Below are 22448 nucleotides of genomic sequence, written 5' to 3'. Positions count from 1 at the left end.
TAGCCAAATCCTTCGCCAAACGCGAGTTTCCGCACGTTTCGTCATGGCACGGCCTTTGTAAAGATGTTCCATGACGACGAGAGACTTCACAGTAAAAGGAACGTCTATGGCTACGGACATGCACACGCTCTTTGGAGGACTCCCAACACCTTCTCCATCTTCCCTGTCGGATGCACGCGATCGTTACCAGGCTGCTCAGAGTACCGGCTCTTCGCATGATTTCGAGTCCATGCTGGGCAGGGCGGAAGCGCGCCAGGCGAATCCAAGGCGTGAGGCGGCTGCCAGCACACCAGACTCAAAGAATGGAGTGCCGTCCCGCTCCAAAATGTACTCGAAACCAGAATCCACTACGCAGCAGTTTGAACGATCTGCGGATGTGACGTCCCGAGAACAGGTAGTGACCAGAAAAGAAGTCACCGGAGAACGCAAGGATCAGCTTTCAGAGCAGGAAGCACCACGCGAGCACTCGGAGTCTGACGAACCTTCGGACGAGCAATCGACAGCGGTGAACGATGCCATGGTGGTCGCCATGAATACCTCCGTGAACGCAGCCCCGCCGCCGACGGTTCAGGCTCATGATACGGCCGAGCTTGGTACTCAACCAGTCCAAGATGCCATGAACACGGTCACCGCTGTCGGCGATCCTGGTCCCGCCATCACGGAAGCTTCTGCCCCAGCGATGAATGTTTCGATGACGGCAGGCGAGCAGGCGAAGACAGGCGCGGTTCCCGGCACGACGAGCGTACCGGTCGCTGAAGTGCAAGACACCGCCGCACCGCCCAAGGCGGGGAATGCGCCTTCAGAGCCGCAGGCGGCTGCGGCAGTACAAGGGGAGTCCATTGCGACCCCTACCCAAGCGAATAACATCGAGGCACCTGTGGTCCCTGAGAAGGCCGAACCGGATACGGCGAAACAAGCGGTCGCCGCCGTGACGCTCAGGAAACAGGATGGACAGGTTCAGCCGCAACTCCAGCCGAACCAGGCCGACGGTTCAGCCCTGGTGGATGCAATGGCTCAAGGCTCCGCGATGAGTGGATCCCAGGGGAGCGGCGGCGCAGAACAACACCTTGCACAGGACTCCGGAAGATTTTCTGACTCATCAGGCGAATCACATCGCCCCTCCGCGAATGTTCTTCCGACGGGCGAAGGAAACAATCGGGCGCTGTTTCTCGATCGTATGAACGGGCTGGGTCAGCCGGTCAGCGTAGCCACCGAGGGCTCATCCGGCGGAAATGACAGCGGACAATCGACAGGCGCCTTGCATGCGTCGGATGCCGACCGACTGGGGGAGTTTCGAGGGCCCACACCGTTCAGCCAGACTGTCACCCTCGATCTCGATCCGTTGGATATGGGGCCGTTGCGTGTTCGAGTCATGATGAACGATCAGACGGTGCATGCGCATATCAGGACCGAGCATGGAGAGTTAGGGCAGGGGTTGCTGCAACAGGGGCAATCGCTTGAATCATCGCTCCGTACGACCGGCCTGGAAATGGGCATGTTGCGGGTGACGGTGGATCAGCAACAGGGGCGAGGCGACAACGCGTGGATGTTTCAACAACAGCAGCAACAACAAGGCCGTTCATCGTCTTCGAACATGTCGCACGCGGCGGGCCGAGAAGATGAACGCGGGGTGAGGGGAGAGCGTGGTGTCGGATCGAATGACCGTGTGAGTATTTTTGCCTGATTTGGGAGGATCCATGGATATCAGCAAGGTGATTACACAGACGGCTCCGACGGATTCAGCCACTCCGACGACCGATGGGCCTAAGCCGCTCGGCAAAGATGATTTTTTAAAACTACTCGTGACGCAGCTTCAGCATCAGGACCCCCTGAAGCCTCTGGAGAACGAGGCGTTCATCGCACAGACGGCGCAGTTCTCCCAGTTGGAGCAAATGGCGAAGCTGGTGACCCTCATGGAGAAAAGCGTGGCGCTCCAGGAGTCGGCCCAGAGCAAGACCACCCAGAGCGGTACCACGGCGGTGGCATAAGCGAGCGCGAACAGGTTCGTGAAGGCGTCGGGCGTTCGCAAGCAGGGATGGTAACAAGGAGGACGGACACATGGGTATTTTGACATCGATGTTCACGGCAGTGACCGGCTTGAGTTCCTACGGCAACGCCATGGGCGTCATCGGTAACAACATCGCCAACGTCGGGACGGCGGGATTTAAGTCGAGCCGGGCAACCTTTTCCGACCTGATCTCATCGAGTCTCGGGGCCGGAGCCGGCGGCAATCAAATCGGCCTCGGTGTGTTTCTCAACGATGTGCAGACGAATTTTTCGCAGGGATCGATGACGACCACCGGGAATACCTTCGACCTGGCGATCGACGGGAACGGTTTTTATCAAGTGCGCAATCCATCCGGGTCCGTGTTCTATACGAGGGCCGGACAATTCAAGGTCGACAGCTCGGGACAGGTGGTCGATGCGAGCGGGGCTTTGCTTCAAGGATACCAGGCCGATACGGCAGGGAACATCACCAGCACGATCGGCGGCATTACGTTGACGTCCAGTGCCGTCGCTCCGCTGGCGACGACCAGCGCGGAGATCCTCGGTAATCTGAATGCGAATGCCACCGCGCCGACGGCGGCGTTCAGCGTGACCGATACCACGTCGTACAACTTCTCCACGGGTATGACGTTTTACGACTCGCTGGGGAATTCGCACCAGATGCAACTGTATTTCCGGAAAACCGCCGCGAATGCCTGGAGCGTCTATTCTCAGATCGACGGCGGCGCGGCCGCCGCGCAAACGAACATGACGTTCAACGCGAGCGGTGCCGTCACCGCCGGCGGCACGCAGACCCTCACCGCCACGTTGACGAACGGAGCCACCACCCCACAGACCATCACGGTGGACGTATCGTCGTTGACGCAATTCGGAGCGGCGTCCGGAGTGGAAAGCCAGACACAAGACGGGTATTCATCCGGCACCCTTGATCGGATCAGCGTCGATAAGGAAGGCAGGGTGATGGCCCAGTTCACGAACGGACAAACTCGCGCCCTCGCGCAAGTCGTGTTGAGCCGCTTTACGAATCCGGATGGCTTGGCAAATGTCGGTGACAATCACTTTCTGGAGACGCTGGAATCCGGTGCTGCCCTGGCTGGTGCGCCGACGTTAAACGGCCTGGGCCGAGTGCTCTCCGGCACCGTCGAGCAGTCCAACGTTGATCTCGGGAAGGAGTTCGTCGACATGATCATCACGCAGCGGGCGTTTCAAGCGAACTCCCGTGCGATCACGACCAGCGACGAAATGTTGCAGGAACTGGTGAACTTGAAACGATAACGCGTGAGCCGTCCGGCGCGGTCTCGTAGAGGCCGCGCCGGATGCCGTCTCGGCAATTTCTGCCTAGGTGCTCTCCTCACGTCACTCGTCTACGTCTCCGATCGCTCGTCAACAAACTGTCGGTGCTCCTCCTCCGTCTGTCACCAGCGTGACAACCGTGCGCGGCCTCTGATCCAGACGCTGCTCCGGGTGCGGTCTGCATGCCCAACTCCTTGTGTTATCACAGGATCTCGTGTGCTGAACAAACCTTTTCGGCGTGAGTCGTGGGGCCGCGCGTGGCATATGCATTGCACAACCGACCAACACCGGCAATCACCGTCCGCAGGAGGTCTGTATGTCAGAAGCAACAGAAGAAAAGGCGCCCGCAGCACCGGCAGGCATTCCCATGAAGATGGTGATCATCATCGTCGCTGGGGTGTTGGTCTTGGCGTTGGGCGGCGCCTTCGCGATGTTCAAGATGATGGGCGGGTCCTCTGCCGAAAAGCCGCAGGCCGAGGCCGGAGCGGACAAGGCTGCCGCGCATGGCGCGGCGGAGGAAAAGTCGGGAGAACATGGGGCCGTTGCGGACGCCAGCGCCATTGCCGACCTGGATCCGTTTATCGTGAATCTCGCGGATTCGCCGGAAATTCGTTATCTCAAGGTCACGCTGAAGGTGGAGGCGGATGGCTCAGGAACCGTCGAACAAATCAAGGCCCGCACACCGCAGATTCGTGACGCCATCCTCGTGCTCTTGACCAGTCTGGATTCGGCTACCGCCCGTTCGCCTCAGGGAAAACACAAGCTGCGCGAAGATATCACCGAGCGCATCAACGGCCTGCTGCCGAAGAAATCGGTCAAATCGACCTACTTCACGGAATTCGTCATCCAGTAACTGTTCGGGCTTCGTCGAGGATCTCATGGACAAGATACTCTCCCAAGAAGAAATCGATGCCTTGATGGGCGGAGTCATGTCCGGCGAGGTCGAGACGGCCCCGAAAGAAGAGGAAGAGCCGGGCGGCGTCAAAGCCTATAGTCTCACCAGCCAGGAGCGGATCATTCGCGGGCGCATGCCCACGATGGAAATGATCAATGACCGCTTCACGCGACAACAGTCCATCTCCTGGACAAGCCTCCTGCGGGAGAAGATCGAGTTCAGCGTGATCGGGACCCAGATCATTAAATTCGGCGATTTCATCCAGAAGGTGCCGGTGCCGTCTTCCTTCAACCTGTTTGCGATGGAGCCGTTGCGGGGGAACGGCCTCTACATCATGGACGCCATGCTGGTGTACCTGATCGTAGACTTCTTCTTCGGCGGAAAAGTCCAGACGCATGTGAAGCCGGAGGGCCGCGAGTTCACGCCGATTCAGCTGCGTTTGATCAAGAAGCTTGTTCAACAGGCGCTGGCCGATCTCGAAAAGGCCTGGCACGCGGTGATGCCGGTGAAGATCAGCTATCTGCGCTCCGAAAGCAATCCACAGTTCGCCATGGTCGTGACCACGTCGGAAATCGTCGTCGTTGTGACGCTGCAGGTCCATCTTGGCGACATCACCCGTGAAATGTTCATTGCCTATCCTTACTCCATGTTGGAGCCGATCAAAGAGAAGCTGTATTCCGGCCTCTTTGCCGACAACGTGGAGCAGGACAGCAGCTGGGGCAGTCGCTTCAAGGAATCTCTGCAGGAGTGTGACGTGGCTGTCGCGGTGCAACTCGGCACCGCACGGATCAGCGTGCAGGATCTGATGAACTTCGGCCCCGGCGACGTCCTCATGCTCGATCAACATCCCGGCGATCCGATGCTGTGTTTAGTCGAGGGTGATCCGAAGTTTCACGGGCAACCTGGGGTATTCAAAGGCAACCACGCGTGCCGCGTCACCAAAGTGTTGGGGTAAGGCGGAGCGGACCTAAAGGAGATTATTGCATGGGCAACGGTGACAGCACGGCACAGACAGGCTCCCCGAACGGCGAAGTCAGTCCGCAACCCACCTCCTTCCCCCCCGTGGACAACCAGGGGGCGGTGCCGACCAACAAGAATATCGAATTCGTCCTGGATATCCCGCTTCAGGTCACGGTGCAGATCGGGTCCACCAGGATGTTGATCCGCGAATTACTGCAGCTCGGGCAAGGCTCAGTCATTGAGCTCAACAAGCTCGCAGGTGAACCGATGGAAGTGCTCGTCAACAACAAGCTGGTCGCCCGCGGCGAGGTGGTCGTCGTCAACGAAAAATTCGGTATTCGACTGACTGATGTCGTCAGCCCGAATCAGCGCATTCAGCAACTGGGCTGAGCTGCGGTCCCGGTCGCGCATTCCGCGCTTGTACGCCAGAGAGAACCAACGGTCCTATGGAAATGTGGGAAAGTGTCGTGCGCATGGTATCCGCGCTCGGGATTGTGCTGGCGCTCATCCTGGGACTTCTGGCCGTGGCCAGGTCGACGATCGGTCGACGATTTCTTCCGGTCGGCGGAACTCCGATCGTGCAAATTTTGGGGAGCGGTCCATTGGGATCTCGCAAGCATGTGATGGTGGTGGCGGTCGCAGGGGAAGTCTTTATCCTCGGTACCACTCCGACCGATCTGGTGCCGCTGGGAAAAGTCACAGATCCGGAACAGGTGAAACGCCTGATGGCGAATGCCGCGCCCCTGTGTACGCCCGCATCGTTTCGGACTCCAGAGGTGAACGGTGAGGAGACATCGCGTGCGAACTAACGTCATCGGCGACTACGCACAGACCACGCGATCCTTCTTCGGACAATGGAAACCGGTCACCATCCTCCTGGTCTTGATGGTCTGTCTGGTGAGCGCCTCCATCGCTCACGCGGAAGGTCCCACGCTGACGCTCGACCTTGGCGGCGGCGGCACGAAGCAAACCGCCGTCGTGCTCCAGATCCTCGCGCTCCTCACCGTCCTCTCGTTGGCGCCGGCCCTGTTCATCATGGTGACGTCGTTCACCCGCATGGTGATCGTGCTGTCGTTTCTCCGCCAAGCCCTGGGCACCCAGCAGGTGCCGCCCAACCAAGTGTTGATCAGCCTGGCGTTGTTTCTGACGATGTTTGTCATGGCTCCAGTGGGGCAGACGGTCTACAAGGATGCCCTCCAGCCCTTGCTCGCGGAACAAATCGGGTACGACGAAGCATGGAATCGGGGAATTCGACCGATTCGCACCTTCATGTTGAAGCAGATGCGCGACAAGGACCTGGAACTCTTTCTGGAACTCTCGCACGCGCCGAAACCGGCGCAGGTGGACGACGTGCCGACCCACGTCATCATCCCGGCTTTTGTGTTGAGTGAATTGCGGATTTCGTTTCAGATCGGATTCCTGCTCTACATTCCCTTTCTGATCGTGGATATGGTGGTCGCCAGCGTGCTGATGTCCATGGGCATGATGCTCCTGCCGCCGGTCATGATTTCGCTTCCGTTCAAACTGATCCTCTTTGTGTTGGCCGATGGCTGGTATCTCGTCGTCGGGTCCATGGTCAGAAGCTTTCAATAGGTTCAATCATGATGACAATTGAAACCGTGACAGAAATCGGACGGCAGGCCATCGAAACGTGCATGCTCGTGTCCGCGCCGGTTCTTGGGCTCAGCCTCGTGGTGGGGTTGATCGTCAGCACGTTCCAAGCCATGACCCAGATCAACGAAGCTACCCTGACGTTCGTGCCGAAGGTCCTGGCAGTCTTTGCTGCGACGCTCCTGTTTCTCCCGTGGATGCTGGGTGTCCTGATTACGTTTATGACCCACATCATCACCAGCATTCCGACGCTGATTCACTGAAACCGAACCACCGCATGAACACCGCACACACCCTGCATCTGGCGCTGCCGCAGTTTCAGGCTTTTTCCATCCTACTGGTGCGGATTGCCGGCATCATCAGCGTCTTTCCCATTCTGAACACCCGCACGATTCCCATGCCGGTAAAGGCCGGGCTTGTCACCATGCTGGGACTGGTGCTGGCGCCGATTATCCAGCTGCCGAGCCTGCCCGCGGATCCCGTGCTGGCAGTGGCCGGTATCGGCAGTGAATTCTTGATCGGGTTGACGATCGGGTTGGCCGTCCGGTTGTTGTTTTCCGGATTTCAGGTCGCCGGGGACATGATCGGCACCCAAATGGGGTTCAGTGCGATTCAGATGATCGACCCCATGAGCCATCAAAATGCGCCGATCATCGCACAATTCCAGCTCACGCTCGGCTCGTTGGTGTTTCTATCCCTGAATGCGCACCTGTTGGTCGTGCATGCGATCGGGATGAGTTACGAATTCGTTCCGCCGTTCGCTGCCAAATTGTCCGACAGCATCGCGATGGACATCATTCATCTGGCGCAGAATATGCTGCGCGTGGCTCTAAAGATGTCTGCCCCCGTGTTTGCGACCCTGCTCATCGTCAATACAGTGCTGGCCATCATGGGACGGGCTGTGCCGCAGATGAACGTGTTTGTGCAGAGTTTTCCGATCACGATCGGGGCAGGGCTGCTGGCGATGAGTCTCGCGCTACCGTTTACACTCGGCTTGTTCGAGAAAGAATTTGAGATGTTGGTGGAGACCATTCTCGGGCTCCTGAAAGCGTTGGGGCATGGCTGACAGCGCGCAAAACCGTACAGAACAGGCGACTCCGAAACGGAAATCCGAGGCGAGGGCGAAAGGACAAATCGCGCTCAGCCGGGATGCCGCCATGGCGGTGGCGCTCCTGGGAAGTTTCGGCGCGTTGTATTGGATGACGCCGACGATTCTCAATGGACTGCGTGCCAGCCTGCAGGCCTGGCTCTCTCGTTCGATGGAGGAGGCGACGCATCAGGCGCTCAGCCTCGATCATCTCCATGTGATTCTCCGTCAGATCGGCTTGGAAGTGTTTGTGATGCTGGGACCGGTCGTGGCCGGGATCGCCGTCGTGGGGGTCGGCGCCAACCTCATGCAGACGGGGTTTCTCTGGAAAAAAGACGGGTTCAGTCTGGACTGGTCGCGCATCAACCCGATGGGAGGATTCTCGCGCCTGTTTTCCATTCGATCCCTCGTCGAACTGATCAAATCCTGGCTCAAGATCCTGGCCATCGGCGGTGTGGGCTACCTCACCATCAAGCAGGACATGCTGGCGTTCATTTCGCTGACGCAATTCGGCATGGAATCCCTGCTGCCGACGGTGGGGTGGGCGACCCTCAAGGCCGCGCTCACCATGAGCGGCGCCGAGTTGGTGATCGGTGCCGCGGACTATGGGTATCAGCGGTTTCAATGGGAGCGGGACCTCAGAATGTCGCGTGATGAAATCAAGGAAGAAAGTCGTGCGGCGGAAGGAGATCCCGGGGTCAAGGCGAAGATCCGCAGCACCCAACGCGAAATGTCCCGCAAGCGCATGATGGCGGCCGTGCCCATAGCCGACGTGATCATCACCAACCCGACCCACCTGGCGGTGGCATTGAAATACGACGCGAAGGCCAATGGCGCACCGGTCGTCGTGGCCAAGGGCGCAGGATTCATCGCCGAAAAGATCCGGGAAATCGGGCGTCAACACGGCGTCATGATCGTGGAAAACAAACTGGTCGCGCGGACCCTGTACAAACTGGTCGAGGTGGGTCGGGAGGTTCCGGAAGACCTCTACCGCGCGGTGGCGGAGATCTTGGCGTTTGTGTATCGCGTGCGCGGCAAGTTGCCGCCCGCATAATCCTGTTGGCTAGGAGTAGCGATGGCATCCGACAATACCTCGATCCCCAGCACGTCGCTGGTCAAACACCCGGACATTCTCATGTCCGTGGGCGTGGTCGGCATTTTGATGGTGATGCTCGTCCCGCTCCCGCGGTTTTTCTTGGACCTCCTGCTGAGCTTCAACATCACGCTGTCGATCATTATTCTCTTGGTCGGGATGCAGGTGCGTCGCCCGTTGGAGTTTTCCGTCTTCCCGTCGATTCTGCTCATGGTGACGCTGCTTCGGCTGGCGCTGAATATCGCCTCGACGAGGTTGATTCTCCTGCACGGCAACGAAGGCGCTGCGGCAGCGGGAGAAGTCATCCGGGCCTTCGGCAATTTCGTCGTCGGCGGCAACTACACCGTCGGCTTGGTGGTGTTCACGATCCTGGTCATCATCAATTTCGTCGTCATCACCAAGGGTGCGGGTCGCGTCGCGGAAGTGGCCGCACGTTTCACCTTGGACGCGATGCCGGGTAAACAAATGGCCATCGATGCCGACTTGAATGCCGGCCTGATCAACGACAAAGAGGCGCGTCAGCGACGAAAGGAAATCGCCCAGGAAGCGGATTTCTACGGAGCGATGGACGGTTCGAGCAAGTTCGTGCGGGGAGATGCCGTGGCGGCGGTCGTCATCACGCTGGTGAATATTCTTGGTGGCCTGACGATCGGCGTGCTTCAGCAGGGGATGACCCTTTCCGCTGCCGCGCAAACCTACACGTTGCTGACGGTCGGCGAAGGCCTGGTGGCGCAGGTGCCGGCGCTGATTGTCTCGACTGCCGCCGGTATCGTGATCACCCGCGCCGCCTCAGAAGTGAATCTCGGGTTCGAAGTCACCAGGCAGGTCCTCATTTCGCCGAAGGCCATCGGCACCGCCTCCGGCATTCTCCTCGCCATGGGCCTGGTGCCCGGCTTGCCTCATCTGGCGTTCTTAGCGCTCGGCAGTCTGACCGGGTGGATGGCGTTTCAACTGAACGAGCAACAAAAAGCCGCCGCTGCGCTGCCTGAACAGGCTACGCCACAGGCGAAGGCCGAAGAGGCCGCCACCCAAGTGGTGCCGTTGGATCTCATGGAAGTGCAGGTGGGCTACGGCCTCATCGGACTGGTCGATGGGGGACAGGGCGGGGCATTGCTGGATCGCATCAAAGGCTTGCGACGGCAATTCGCCGAACAGATGGGTTTCGTTCTGCCGCCTATTCATATTCGAGACAACTTACAACTGCGGCCGAATGAGTATGCGGCGCTCTTGAAAGGTGTCGAACTAGCCAAGTCCGAAGTCATGCCGGCCCATGTTCTGGCCATCGACCCAGGCACGGCTCAACGGGGCATCATTCATGGATTGCCGACCAAGGAGCCGGCCTTCGGCCTTCCGGCGCTCTGGGTGCCGGAACAGCAGCGGGAACAGGCGCAGATGGCCGGGTACACCGTCGTCGATCCTGGGTCCGCCATTGCCACGCATCTCTCCGAACTCATCAAGCGGCATGCGCATGAACTGTTGGGTCGGCAGGAAGTGCAGGGGCTGCTCGATCAACTGGGAAAAAACCACCCAAAGTTGGTGGAGGAAGTGATTCCTAATCTGATTCCGCTGGGAAGCCTGGTCCGCGTGTTGTCGCATCTGCTGCGCGAAGGCGTGCCGATTCGTGACCTGCGGACGATTCTGGAAACGATTGCCGATCATGCAGCGACCACGAAGGATCCCGACATTCTCACCGAAGTGGTGCGCCAGGCACTCGGACGGACGATTACGAAGCAATATCTCGCACCGGACGGCTCGTTGCCGATCATCGGACTCGATCCACGTTTGGATCGCTCTCTTGCCGATCAGGCGAATGCAGCAGGTCAGGGGAACCAGTGGGCGCCCGATCCACTGGTGGCACAGAAACTGCTCGCTGCATTAAAGCAAGCGGCCGAACGGATGGTCGGACGAGGACATCAGCCGGTGATTCTCTGCTCGCCTTCGTTGAGACGCCATCTCCGAAAACTCACGGATCGGATATTGCACTCGGTTCCCATTCTCGGGCTGAACGAGGTGGACAGCGTGACACGATTGCAGGCGATGGAAACGGTCCGTCTCGATCTCGAAGTCAGTGACACGAGGAGCTTGGCATGAAGGTACGGACCTTTCACGTCGCGTCGATGCATGAGGCCATCCGCTCCATCAAGGAGACGCTCGGGCCGGATGCCGTCATTTTGTCCACGAAGCGAGTGCGGTCATGGGACAACGGGTTCGGCTTACTGGGGCGCTCTGTTCTCGAAGTGATGGCGGCGATTGAGGATGACGCGTCCGTCCCTGACGCAGCCCCCCTCCTTGATGACGCCGACCAGGCCGGTTCCGCGACGAATTCCGCTCCGGCGGTGCCGGCGGAGGAATCACGCTTCCAGAAAACACTCCAGGGCGCCATGGAGCAGAAGCCTGATAGAGCGAAATACAGCAATCATCCGCTGCTGACGCCTCCACGTCATGCTCAGAATCCTGGGATGATGTCACCCGCACAAGCCCAAGGAATGGCCGTACAGTCCTTCCAACGGGTGTATGAAGATTTACTCGCGCAAGGCGTCGAGCATGCCACCGCGGAAGCCTGCCTGCGAGAGCTCCGAGAAACATTGGTGGAGCAGGGAGCGTCTCAACGCAACTCCTCCCTGCAATTGTTACGCACGGTGTTGCTCGATCGAGTGACCACGGCGGGACCTCTGCTGAGCACGGCCGGCGAACAGAAAATTGCCTTGTTCGTCGGCCCCAGTGGTGTCGGCAAAACGTCAACGATCGCCAAATTGGCGACGCATTTCGGCATCGTCGAGCAGCGGAGCGTGGCGCTGATCACCATGGATACCTATCGGCCCGCTGCAGTGGAGCACCTACGGCTCTATGCGGAGGTGTTGGGCGTGGAGTTATCGGTGGCGGCATCCTGTGATGAAGTCCAGGCGGCGATCGATCGTGCACGGGAGGCGGAGCTCATCCTGATCGATACGGCGGGATTTAATCCGTACGAACCGATCACCGCGCAGCGCTGGAGGGGCCTGCTGAATCGCGGACTTCCAATGGAAGTGCATTTGGTGCTGGCCGCCGGCACGCGGGTGCCCGACCTTGTCGTCAGCACTAGTCAATGTGTGGATGTCCCCTCGCTGCGGCTGCTGTTTACCAAGCTGGACGAAACTACCGGGTACGGTGGAATTTTCGAGGCGACGCACCGCACAGGCATTCCCCTGTCGTACTGGGGAACCGGGCAACGGGTTCCCGATGACTTGGTGCAGGCGCAGGTCAATCGACTGGGGGACCTCCTGTTGGGCGGACAGGTGCGGACTCCGGGCGGTGGCACCAAGACTGCATGGGATTCGCAGGCACCATCGACGGTCACACCGGGGAATACGACGTACTCGCGGTAGTCGGTAGTCGAATAACAGGGGAGAGACGATGGCGATGCAACCAGGAATTTTGGATCCGCAACTGAGACTCTGTGACGGGAGCGTCGGTCCCTCCCGAACACAGGTGATCACGGTCACCAGCGGCAAGGGCGGTGTGGGAAAAAGCAACGTGGTGGCCAACACCGCTATCGCGTTGGCGCAAATCGGCAAAAAAGTCCTGGTGCTCGACGCTGACCTCGGATTGGGTAACGTCGATATTCTGCTCGGGCTCACGCCGAAATATACGTTGGAGCATGTGCTCGCCAAGACCTGCAGGCTCGAAGACATCGCGCTGACCGGCCCCCATGGCATCACCGTGCTGCCCGCGAGCACCGGGATCTCGCAATTGACCGTCCTCACGGAAGCGCAACAACTGATCCTCCAGGAGGAGTTAGAGCGATTGGCCTCGACGATGGACGTCCTCTTGATCGACACCGGCGCAGGGATCTCCTCCACCGTCACCTATTTCGCGGCGGCGGCGCAATCGATCGTGGTGGTGGTATCCCCAGAACCGACGTCGCTCACCGATGCCTATGCGCTGATGAAGGTGTTGTTGCGACAGTACCGCGAGCGACGGTTTCACGTGCTGGTGAACATGGTGAAGTCGCCACGGGATGCGGCCCGTATTTACCGAAAGTTGGAAGTGGCGGTGAGCCGGTTTCTCCACATCTCGTTGGACTACCTGGGAGCGATTCCCCAAGACGACTATGTGCCGATGGCGGTCACCCAGCAACGGGCCGTCATTGATCTCTTTCCCCACGCTCCGGCCAGCCGCGCGTTCCGAGAATTGACGGAAGCGGTGGCGCAATTGACGCCACCGGCGCTTCCGAAGGGAACCGTCCAGTTCCTGTGGCAACAACTCTTGCGGACGCATTGAGCGAAAGGATTGTCGCGCATGACGCACGCTCGCAAAGCCCTTGCAGCCGGAAACGCTCCGCGCCGAGTGATCGAGGAAGCGGATCGTGAACGGGTCATTCAGGAGTTTACCCACGTCGTCAAAGCCATGGCCCATCGATTGGCGTTTCGCTTGCCGGCCTATATGGACGCGGAAGACTTGATGTCCGTTGGCATCATGGGGCTCATGGATGCGATGGATAAATACGATCCGACGCGCGAGGCCAAATTCAAAACCTATGCAGAATTCCGTATCCGAGGGGCCATGCTCGACGAGATCCGCTCCATGGATTGGATTCCGCGCTCGGTCCATGAACGCATCACCCTCTTGCAGAAGACCTATTCCGAGCTCCTCCATCGCCTCGGTCGTCCACCGACGGATCAGGAAGTCGGCAAGGAGCTGAAGATGTCGCAAGAGGAGCTGGATGAGTTCTTGACCCGATCACGGGGAGCGGTTGTCATCAGCCTCGACGATCTGGGTGTGCAAGATGCCGATGGGCACAAAATCATCAGCATGCTGACCGACTCCAACCAACCGGATCCGCTGTCTATGCTGGTGAGCGAGCGGGCCCGCCATGTGTTGGAAACCGCGATCCAGGATCTGCCTGAAAAGGAGCGGCTCGTCTTGTCTCTCTACTACTTTGAGGAACTGACCATGAAGGAGATCGGGCAGGCGCTCAAGGTCACTGAGTCACGAGTCTGTCAGATCCATTCGAAAGCCATTCTCCATCTCAAGGCCAGACTTGAACCGGTCGATGTATAGCAGACGTACGTAAATACTGCTTCCCGTTACTATCCGTTGTTTCCGGCTCCGCCTTGAGGGCCTCGCAGCGGCACTCCTTCCTACAGTTTCCCCACTACTCCTCCGATACCGTCTAGACCCTGTGGTCCATCATCCATCAATCCTGTGTGCCTGCGCCTATGAGCGTGCCCCCATCCGTATCTACCGACGGCCGCGACTCCAACGGATCGAAGTCCGTCTACCGGCCCTGCTGCTCGGAATCTCTCACCCATTCAGGTTCGAGTGATGCCGCCAGATTCGGCGTCGTGGCCTGTATCCTGTTTATGGCGGGAGGATTGTACTGGACCGCTTCCGTGGGGCTGCTCACCCTGTCGGCGTTAACCGCCTATCCGCTCATGGTCATGGTGGGAGTGGTCTTTTCCCTGTTGATTTTCGGGGCGGCCAGCTGGACCACGCGGAACCCCGTGGCTGATTCCGCTACGGCTACGGCGACGCCGATTTCCTTGGTCGGCGCGGTGCATACGTACGACGCGGTGACGGGGTTGCCGATGTATCGCTTGTTTCTTTCCCTTCTGAAGCAAGCGTTGATCCGGGCCCAGAAGGAAGGAGGGCAGGCAGCCGTTCTGGTGATTGAACTTGAGCACTTCACGCCGGAAACCGACGCCTATGCCATGCTCAACCGGAATCTGATGTACCGTGTACAGGCCGCACGCGTGAAAAGCGCATTGCGGACGACCGACGTGGTCGCCAGGCTTGCGGAAGCGCGGTTCGCGGTTCTATTGGAGGATGTGACGACGTCGGAGGAGGTCCTGGCGATTGCGAAGAAGATGCAGGCCACGATCGCCCATCCAGTCACCCTCGATCGACAAGAGTTACTCCTTAGCAGCCGCATCGGCATCAGCCTATCCAGTCGTGATGGAGTCGATGCCCAGGAGTTGATTGATGCCGCGGTTCGCGCGTTGGAACGAACGCGTGTGGAAGGCGGCAGCCTGAGGGGGACTGCCGTTGCCGCTGAGGCGTCGCTTCCCCATCCGACCTCCACGCTTGCCGCCTAACATTTCGCCCCCTCATCCGCATCTGTAGGCAGGACTTTCCTAGTCACCGGCAAAGACTTCCACGGATCGTGTGTCCTTGACGGCCTTCGCTGACGTTCTCACGAACCTCTCCTGTGTCCTTCGCTCCGACTCCACGCGCATCTATCGGCAATCGTTCACATTTTATTTCAGATACCCATCGAGTCCTTATTGCGGCGACGGCCGGGTGGAGATGGCATGTGCATTGCTATCTCTCCCGGTGGAGCATTAGGAAGGCAGGACAGAAATACATGAATCGAGCGATCTATCCCATTCTTTCCGGCGCAGTTGCTCAAGAAAAGCAACTGCAGGTATTCGCCAACAATTTGGCGAACGTCAATACGGCCGGCTTCAAACAAGACCAGCAAGGGTTCCGTGGACTCTTTGCCCGCGCGAGCTCGGTTGGCATGGGCGGTTCCACACACGGAATCGTGTCGACGATCTCCACTCGCCCGCCCGGTCCGAGCGAACGGGTGTTTGCGGAAGCCCATGGTGTGCGCACGACGTTTGAGCCGGGCCGCATCCGCATCACCGGCAACCCGCTCGATGTCGCCATCCAGACGGATGGGTTTTTTGAGGTCAAAACCCCCAACGGGGTCGGCTATACCCGCAATGGCATTTTCTCCCTCGACGGCCAGCGCCGACTCGTGACGAACCTCGGACAGCCTGTGATGGGCACCAAAGGCGAGATCAGGGTTCCGCCCGGCAATATCCAGATCAACACCGAAGGCGCGATTCAGGTCGACGGCAACACGATCGGCAACATCAAGGTGGTCGAATTTCCGGAATCCGACATGCCGCATAAATACGCGGAAGGACTGTTCGTCGGCGGCAAACCGACCACCGTGGTGAAGCCACGGCTGCAACCGGGGCATATCGAGGAGTCGAACGTCAATTCGTTAACCGAAATGGTGAAGATGATTCAGGGCATGCGGAGTTATGAGTCGGCGCAGAAGCTGATTCAAACACTCGATCGGATGACGGAGACGGCTATTCAGGATCTGGGTCGAGTGTAAGAGGAGGGTTTTATGATTCGTGCTATGTGGACTGCGGCGACGGGTATGACGGCTCAGCAACTCAACGTCGACACCATCGCCAATAACCTTGCGAACGTCAACACCAACGCCTTCAAGCGCAGTCGGGCGGAATTCGGCGACCTGCTGTATCAAATCCAGCGGTTGCCCGGCACGAATGCCTCGAACGTCGGTGTGTTTCCCGTCGGCGTCCAGGTCGGCGGCGGCGTCCGTCCCATCACGGTGGCCAAGGAGTGGATGCAGGGCAACATGCGACAGACGAGCAACGATCTCGATCTGGCCATCGACGGAGCCGGCTTCTTCCAGGTGGCCAGACCGGATGGCACGATCATGTATACCCGCAATGGCTCGTTCAAGCGCGACAACGTCGGCAACCTTGTGACCGGCGACGGCGATCAGCTCACCCCTGTGATCACGATCCCATCCGGCGCGCTGAAGATCGATATCGGCCAAGACGGCACCGTCTCCGTGCTGCTTCCCGGTGTGACCCAAGCCTCACAGGTCGGCCAGATTCAGCTTGTGCGGTTCGACAATCCGTCCGGCCTGGTTGCAATGGGCAGCAACCTGTTCCTGGACAGCTTTGCCTCAGGTCCGGCGCAGCAGGGAACCGGCGGATTCTCCACCGGCTTCGGCACCTTGCAACAGGGGTTTCTGGAAAGCTCCAACGTCAATTTGGCGGAAGAAATGGTCAACATGATCATCGCCCAACGAAGTTATGAAATTAACTCGAAGACGATCCAGGCATCCGATGAAATGATGCAGATCGCCAACAATCTCCGTCGGTAATCGGCGCCGTACCTTCAACGAAGGGTGATACCAGTGAACCACGTCGGCCTCATCAGTGTTGTTACGCTCAGCCTGGTCACGGGCGCGGTGTTGCCTGCATCGGCAGGGGAGAAGACACCGGTCCGGCCGTTGTTCCGCGTACATGAAGCCCTGGCCCACAGCGCGCAGGGTCTGCCGCACGCACGCGGGAAACGTCTCATCTATCCGGAGCAGCTGCGCGGGGTCATTCACGATTTCGTGAAGCGGGAGCTCGCAGGCCGGGCCGCCGATTGTCAGGTGTCACTGGGCGAGCCGCAACAGCCGATTTCGGTGCCAGCAGGATCCCTTGATGTACAGGTCAGCGGCACTCGGTCGGAGGAGCCGCTCGGCCGACGCGTGTTTCAAATTCATCTGGCAGTGAACGGCCGCTTTATCAAGACCATTGAAGCCACGGCCGATGTCGCCGCTCTGGTCGATGTGGTGGTCCCGGTGCGTGCGATCAAGGCCGATGAGGAGATCGCGGTCGATGACGTCTCTACCGAGCGAATTGTCCTGTTCGATTTGAAGCAACCGTTTGCGACCACTCCTGCCGACGTCATCGGCAAAGCCGCCATTCGCCCGCTGCCGCCGCAGAATGCGATCAGGCTGACCTCGGTCCGGCGACCCTTTGTTGTCCACAAAGGCGATCGAGTCACGATTGAAGCTCGACAGGGAGGGCTGTCGATCCAAACCGTCGGCGTTACCAAGTCGCACGGGGAGTTGGGACAAACCATCACTGTCTCCAATGTCGATTCCGGGAAAGATTTGCGGGCGACGGTCGTTGCTCCGGGGGTGGTACGTGTCAGCTTCTAAGCGATCGAATGTTGGGTGTCGGCGAATCGGCATACTGCTGTGCGGCCTGACGCTGTGCGTCATGACCGGCTGTTCCAGTTCGCCGACCGCGAAGCCAAGCAAGACCGAAGTGGCGAAATTGCTGCCGCCGAAGACGACAGGGTCGCTCTGGCAAGAAGAAAACGGCCGGGCCTATCTCTATGAAGACCTGCGGGCGATGCGGGCGGGCGACATCATCACGATTCTGATCTCTGAAAAACACAAGGGGTCGAAGAGCGCCGACACGAGTGCGGAGAAGGACTCCACGATTTCCAACGGCTTCGGGGGGACCGGCATGGGCTACCTCGGTCTGCCGGGAATCAGGTTGGGCGGAGAGGCCAAGCGCGGATTCGGCATCGACGCCAGTGCGAAAAACAAGTTCGGCGGGAAGGGGGCGACCAACCGCGAGGATACGTTGACGGGAACCATCTCCGCCATCGTGACCGAAGTGCTCCCGAACGGCGATTTGCGCATCGAAGGGCGTCGGGAGGTCACCGTCAACTCGGAACGGCAGATCATGACGATCGGCGGCATCGTCCGACGGGTCGACGTCAACACCAAGAATACCGTGCAATCCAGCGCGATTGCCGACGCCAAGATTGAATACTCTGGGCTAGGAGTCGTAGACGACGTCCAACGGCCGGGGTGGTTCGTGCGATTGCTGGACTGGGTCTATCCGTTCTGATTGCAGGATCGTGATACGCCACGGGAGCGAGACAGGAGTCATCATGTCGATGCCACGTAAACAACAACGGGCGATGATCATGCAAACGTTTCGTCTGATGATGTCCAGCGGGGTGCTGCGCACGCCCGGCGTGGACCCGGAGCAATTGACGCGCTCATGGATGCCTCCTCAACCGAAAGCCGCTCCAGCCACCGCACCCCCGCCACCGGTACACGCCTGGTTTCGTCGAACCGCGGTCGGCATGCTCGCCTTCCTGACTCTGTCGTTGTTCAGCGTGTCGATGGCTCATGCCGTGCGTGTCAAGGATGTGGCCACCATCGAAGGCGTGCGGGAAAACCAATTGATCGGGTATGGTTTGGTGGTCGGTCTGGATCGCACCGGCGACCAGGTCATCGGCGGACAATTTACCATTCAAGCCATGATGTCCATGTTGAATAAGATGGGCATCAACTTGGTCATCGATCCCATCCAATTGCTCACGCGTAACATTGCATCGGTGATGGTCACGGCCAAGCTGCCGCCGTTTGTGAAGCCCGGCATGACGCTCGACGCCGTGGTCTCCTCGATGGCCAATGCGAAGAGTCTGCAAGGCGGCACGTTGCTCTCGACCCCGTTAAAGGCTCCCAACCAGCAGGTCTTTGCCGTCGCTCAAGGGCCGGTCTCCATCGGCGGGTTTCTAGGCGGCACCGGAGGGGCAGGCGGGGCGACGGTCACGAAAAATCATCAGGCGGCAGGGGTGGTTCCCGCCGGCGCCATCGTGGAAAAAGAAGTCGCTGTGGACATCGACACCTGGGACACCGTCTCCGTCTTGCTGCGGCACCCTGACTTCACCACGGCGATTCGCACGGCGGAAGCCATTGACGGGACCTTCGGGAAGGGAACCGCAGTCCCGGTCAATGCGGGGCTGGTCAAGACCACACTTCCCTCATCGTTTCACGGGCGGGTAGTGGAATACATCGCCACGATGGAAGGTCTGGATGTCAGCGTCGACGTCGCCGCGAAGGTCGTAGTGAACGAGCGCACCGGTACCGTGGTACTCGGCGAGCACGTTCGGCTCTCTACCTGCGCGATTTCGCATGGGAACCTCACGATCTCCGTGAAGAACACGTTGAATGTGTCGCAGCCTCCGGCTCCGGTGATCGGCTCGACTCAGGGCCAGACCACCGTCACGCCTGATGTGCAGACGGATGTCGCTGAGGAACAGTCACGGCTGATTGTCGTGGATCAGACGGTGACCCTCGGAGAAGTAGTGCGGGCGCTGAATGCCGTCGGGGTGACCCCACGGGATCTGGTGGCGATCTTGTCGGCCCTCCGCGCCGCCGGTGCCCTTCAAGCGAATCTTGAGATTGTGTAAGAGAGGATACTAAAACTCCATGGAAATACGAGATTTTTTGGCCGGTCAGATGGATCTGGCGCAGATGTCCGCCGCCCAACCAGCCGGGCTAGAGCGTACAAATGGGCAGGGCCAGATTGCACAGACATCCACCTCGGCACTGCATAAAGCCGGGCAAGAATTCGAAGCCTACTTTATCTCCTATCTTATTAAAAACATGCGGGAAACTGTTCCGAAAGGCCTTTTGGAACGGAAGGGAGAGCAGGTCTGGTACTCCTTCTACGACCAGGAAATTGCCAAATTGGCGACCCAGGCCGGAGGGATCGGCATTACAGCCTTTGTGGATGCCTATGTGGAAAAAAATCGCTAATCCGTCCGCTTCTCCTAAAGTTCCCTGCCTTCCCCGCCGATAGAGGACTCGACTAGGGGAAAGCCTTTCGGAACACCCTGGCAAGGGGAGGAGAAGCAGTTATGGAGATCTCAAACAACGGCCGGGCGGCGGATCTCGCAAAAATTCTGTTGGGCGTTCAGGAAACCGATCGGACGCACAATAAGAAGACCGCATCTCAGCAGACGCAGTCCCAAGACCGCGTCCAGATTTCCGAGCGTGCCAAAGAACTCCAGCGCCTGAGGGCGGCAGCTGAACAGCCGGATGCGGAACGTGATGCCAGAGTCGGCCAGATTCAGCAGTCGGTCGAAGGGGGTACCTACACCGTCGACGGGAAGAAAGTTGCAGATGCCATGATCCGTCACGTCTTGACGGACGCGGTTCTGTAGTCAGCCACACCGGCGGTCGGCCCCTTCGCTCACATGTCCTCGTAGGCCTGAACCCTATCGTCGAGGAGGAGACAAGGTGTCGACCGTGCCACACGCTATCTCTAACGAGTCCGACGCGCTCATGGAGCGCATGCTCGAGCGGATCCTGGCCTTCCAGTCATTGTTGCGTGAAGAGCAGGAGGCGATTCGCTGCCTGTCGTTCGGCCAGTTCACCTCAGTCACGATGCGAAAAGCTCAATTATTAGATGAGATTCGTGATCTGGAACAGGAGCGCCGAACCAGACCGGTTCCCGCGGCAACTGTGGCCGGCGATGCAGGCCGGAATCAGCGGGAGCAGGAGTTGGTGGCGGCGATCGGGGAGACGGATCGATTGAATCGGTTCAACGCCACACTCATCGGGCAATCGCTCGATTTCTTGCACGGAGCGCTCAAGCGTTGGCAGCACTCCCCGGAGTCAGCGGCACTCTATTCGTCATCCGGCGCAGCAGTCGCGGCAGGCGCCGGCCTGGTGAGAGCCAAAGGGTAACGAGTGATTCTATGTCGGGACTGAACGGATTATTCGGCGTGGGCTCGAACGCACTGGCCAGTTTCCAGCGCGCCATGTCCGTCACCGGACAGAACATCGCCAACGTCAGCACCCCCGGCTACTCACGGCAGGAAGCGGTGCTCACCCAAACCCTGCCGGAGAACGGCCGCCCAGGCCAGATCGGAACAGGCGTTCAGGTCTCGGAAATTCGCCGCTCCGTCGACAGCTTTGTGGAACAGCAACTGCTGGGTTCCAGCGAGCGGATCGGGCAATTCGGCGCATCCCAGAAGGCCCTTTCTCAAATCCAGATTTTGTTCAACGATTCGAATGACCAGGGTATTGCGGCAGGACTGAATGATTTTTTCAAAGCCTGGCAGGACGTGGCGACCAATCCGGCGGACCTGACCGCGCGCACCGTACTCCTGACCAAGGCCGACGGGTTGACCAAAGTCTTGAACCAGGCATCTTCCCAGCTGTCCACACAGCGGCTGTCGCTTGATGGTCAGGTTCAAAGCGGGATCAATGACATCAATGCGCTGGCCAGCAAGATCGCTGATTTGAACGCCCAAATTAAACTGACCGAGGTGAGCGGGCAGCAGGCGAACGATCTTCGGGATCAGCGCGGCCGGTTCTTGAACGACCTCGCAGGTCTGGTCGATATTTCTTCGATCGAAGATGGAAGTGGCCAGGTGACCGTGTTTGTGGGGATCGGGCAGATTCTGGTCACCGACCACACGGCGTACAAGCTCACCGGCGTTTCCGACGTGACCAACGGTGGGTTGCTCGACGTACGGTATGACGGGGGAACCGGCCCCAACACGGATATTACCTCCTCGATCAGCGGCGGCCGGCTGAAAGGGCTGCTCGATGCGCGGGATACAACCGCCGCGGGTTTGCAGACCTCCTTGGACACCCTCACATCGCAACTTGTGTCGCAAGTCAACACGCAACACCGACTGGGGTACGGGTTGGACGGCTCCACCACGCAGGACTTTTTTACTGCCTCTGGAACCACCGCCGGCACAATCAGTATAGCGCTGACCGATCGGCAAAAAATCGCCGCTTCGTCGACCGCCACCGGACTCCCCGGCAACAATGTGAATGCCCTGGCGGTAGCCGACCTCCAGACGGCCGCGGTGGCCGGATTGGGCAATACGACGTTTCAGAGCTATTACAGCGCCATGGCCGGAAGTTTCGGCGCGACACTACAGGGTGCGACGCGGGACTTGCATGGGCAGGAAATTTTGAACGACCAATTGCTCGCACACCGAGCGGAGATTTCCGGTGTGTCCATGGATGAAGAGCTCATCAATCTGTTGAAGTATCAGCGGGCGTTTCAAGCTGCCTCACGGCTCATCACCACCAGTGATGAGATGTTGCAGACCATCTTGTCGTTGAAGCGCTGATCGTTTGATCAGGA

25 protein-coding genes are annotated in these 22448 nt (G+C 59.2%); all 25 read left to right on the top strand.

Translation table 11 applies throughout. The annotated features are described in order from the left end of the window. Positions 1–325 precede the first annotated feature (325 nt). The 25 genes from fliK (at position 326) to flgK (ending at position 22434) form a co-directional block, all read left to right on the top strand. Positions 326–1684 (top strand): flagellar hook-length control protein FliK, encoded by a 1359-nt coding sequence (gene fliK, locus KJA79_RS17740; RefSeq protein ID WP_213043392.1) that lies wholly within the window; start codon positions 326–328, stop codon positions 1682–1684. A gap of 13 nt (positions 1685–1697) precedes the next feature. Continuing rightward, positions 1698–1988 (top strand): flagellar hook capping FlgD N-terminal domain-containing protein, encoded by a 291-nt coding sequence (locus KJA79_RS17735; RefSeq protein ID WP_213043391.1) that lies wholly within the window; start codon positions 1698–1700, stop codon positions 1986–1988. Positions 1989–2058: 70 nt separating this feature from the next. After that, complete coding sequence (flgE, locus tag KJA79_RS17730; RefSeq protein ID WP_213043390.1) at positions 2059–3282, top strand: flagellar hook protein FlgE; 1224 nt, start codon at positions 2059–2061, stop codon at positions 3280–3282. Positions 3283–3616: 334 nt separating this feature from the next. After that, complete coding sequence (locus tag KJA79_RS17725) at positions 3617–4153, top strand: flagellar basal body-associated FliL family protein (protein WP_213043389.1); 537 nt, start codon at positions 3617–3619, stop codon at positions 4151–4153. 25 nt (positions 4154–4178) lie between these two features. Beyond that, on the top strand, positions 4179–5150 hold the full coding sequence (gene fliM / locus KJA79_RS17720) for a flagellar motor switch protein FliM (RefSeq protein WP_213043388.1): 972 nt from the start codon (positions 4179–4181) through the stop codon (positions 5148–5150). 29 nt (positions 5151–5179) lie between these two features. Beyond that, entirely contained in the window at positions 5180–5545 is a 366-nt protein-coding gene (gene fliN / locus KJA79_RS17715; RefSeq protein ID WP_213043387.1) for a flagellar motor switch protein FliN, read from the top strand. A 56-nt stretch (positions 5546–5601) separates the two neighbouring features. After that, the gene (locus tag KJA79_RS17710; protein WP_213043386.1) at positions 5602–5964 is read left to right on the top strand and encodes a FliO/MopB family protein; all 363 of its coding nucleotides are present in this window, start codon (positions 5602–5604) and stop codon (positions 5962–5964) included. Between the two features lie 76 nt (positions 5965–6040). After that, positions 6041–6748, top strand: a complete 708-nt coding sequence (fliP, locus tag KJA79_RS17705) for a flagellar type III secretion system pore protein FliP (RefSeq protein WP_343224273.1) — start codon at positions 6041–6043, stop codon at positions 6746–6748. Between the two features lie 8 nt (positions 6749–6756). Then, a complete protein-coding gene (gene fliQ, locus KJA79_RS17700; protein ID WP_246507758.1) occupies positions 6757–7029 on the top strand; it encodes a flagellar biosynthesis protein FliQ in 273 nt (90 codons plus the stop codon). 14 nt (positions 7030–7043) lie between these two features. Further along, positions 7044–7832 (top strand): flagellar biosynthetic protein FliR, encoded by a 789-nt coding sequence (gene fliR, locus KJA79_RS17695; RefSeq protein ID WP_213043385.1) that lies wholly within the window; start codon positions 7044–7046, stop codon positions 7830–7832. Continuing rightward, on the top strand, positions 7825–8907 hold the full coding sequence (gene flhB / locus KJA79_RS17690) for a flagellar biosynthesis protein FlhB (RefSeq protein WP_213043384.1): 1083 nt from the start codon (positions 7825–7827) through the stop codon (positions 8905–8907). The genes fliR and flhB overlap by 8 nt, the downstream gene beginning before the upstream one ends. A gap of 21 nt (positions 8908–8928) precedes the next feature. Beyond that, on the top strand, positions 8929–11037 hold the full coding sequence (flhA, locus tag KJA79_RS17685; protein ID WP_213043383.1) for a flagellar biosynthesis protein FlhA: 2109 nt from the start codon (positions 8929–8931) through the stop codon (positions 11035–11037). After that, entirely contained in the window at positions 11034–12311 is a 1278-nt protein-coding gene (flhF, locus tag KJA79_RS17680) for a flagellar biosynthesis GTPase FlhF (protein WP_213043382.1), read from the top strand. The genes flhA and flhF overlap by 4 nt, the downstream gene beginning before the upstream one ends. Before the next feature lie 28 nt (positions 12312–12339). Next, positions 12340–13206, top strand: a complete 867-nt coding sequence (locus KJA79_RS17675) for a MinD/ParA family protein (protein ID WP_213043381.1) — start codon at positions 12340–12342, stop codon at positions 13204–13206. An 18-nt stretch (positions 13207–13224) separates the two neighbouring features. Next, a complete protein-coding gene (locus tag KJA79_RS17670) occupies positions 13225–13986 on the top strand; it encodes a sigma-70 family RNA polymerase sigma factor (protein ID WP_213043380.1) in 762 nt (253 codons plus the stop codon). A gap of 284 nt (positions 13987–14270) precedes the next feature. Next, positions 14271–15020 carry a GGDEF domain-containing protein gene (locus tag KJA79_RS17665; RefSeq protein ID WP_213043379.1) on the top strand — a complete coding sequence of 250 codons (750 nt, stop codon included), beginning with the start codon at positions 14271–14273 and terminating at the stop codon, positions 15018–15020. Positions 15021–15289: 269 nt separating this feature from the next. After that, on the top strand, positions 15290–16054 hold the full coding sequence (locus KJA79_RS17660; protein WP_213043378.1) for a flagellar hook-basal body protein: 765 nt from the start codon (positions 15290–15292) through the stop codon (positions 16052–16054). A 12-nt stretch (positions 16055–16066) separates the two neighbouring features. Then, positions 16067–16858, top strand: a complete 792-nt coding sequence (gene flgG / locus KJA79_RS17655) for a flagellar basal-body rod protein FlgG (RefSeq protein WP_213043377.1) — start codon at positions 16067–16069, stop codon at positions 16856–16858. A 33-nt stretch (positions 16859–16891) separates the two neighbouring features. Beyond that, on the top strand, positions 16892–17689 hold the full coding sequence (gene flgA / locus KJA79_RS17650; protein ID WP_213043376.1) for a flagellar basal body P-ring formation chaperone FlgA: 798 nt from the start codon (positions 16892–16894) through the stop codon (positions 17687–17689). Between the two features lie 61 nt (positions 17690–17750). Next, on the top strand, positions 17751–18392 hold the full coding sequence (locus KJA79_RS17645) for a flagellar basal body L-ring protein FlgH (protein WP_213043375.1): 642 nt from the start codon (positions 17751–17753) through the stop codon (positions 18390–18392). A gap of 241 nt (positions 18393–18633) precedes the next feature. Further along, positions 18634–19746, top strand: coding sequence for a flagellar basal body P-ring protein FlgI (locus KJA79_RS17640; protein WP_343224272.1), 1113 nt, complete (start codon positions 18634–18636; stop codon positions 19744–19746). A 19-nt stretch (positions 19747–19765) separates the two neighbouring features. Continuing rightward, a complete protein-coding gene (locus KJA79_RS17635) occupies positions 19766–20095 on the top strand; it encodes a rod-binding protein (RefSeq protein ID WP_213043373.1) in 330 nt (109 codons plus the stop codon). 101 nt (positions 20096–20196) lie between these two features. Beyond that, positions 20197–20502, top strand: a complete 306-nt coding sequence (gene flgM, locus KJA79_RS17630; protein ID WP_213043372.1) for a flagellar biosynthesis anti-sigma factor FlgM — start codon at positions 20197–20199, stop codon at positions 20500–20502. An 85-nt stretch (positions 20503–20587) separates the two neighbouring features. Next, on the top strand, positions 20588–21028 hold the full coding sequence (gene flgN / locus KJA79_RS17625; protein ID WP_213043371.1) for a flagellar protein FlgN: 441 nt from the start codon (positions 20588–20590) through the stop codon (positions 21026–21028). Positions 21029–21039: 11 nt separating this feature from the next. Continuing rightward, complete coding sequence (gene flgK / locus KJA79_RS17620; protein ID WP_213043370.1) at positions 21040–22434, top strand: flagellar hook-associated protein FlgK; 1395 nt, start codon at positions 21040–21042, stop codon at positions 22432–22434. Positions 22435–22448 lie beyond the last annotated feature (14 nt).

The sequence above is a fragment of the Nitrospira defluvii genome, from assembly GCF_905220995.1.
Taxonomy (GTDB): Bacteria; Nitrospirota; Nitrospiria; order Nitrospirales; family Nitrospiraceae; genus Nitrospira_A; species Nitrospira_A defluvii_C.
This window is presented reverse-complemented; position numbering and strand designations above follow the sequence as displayed.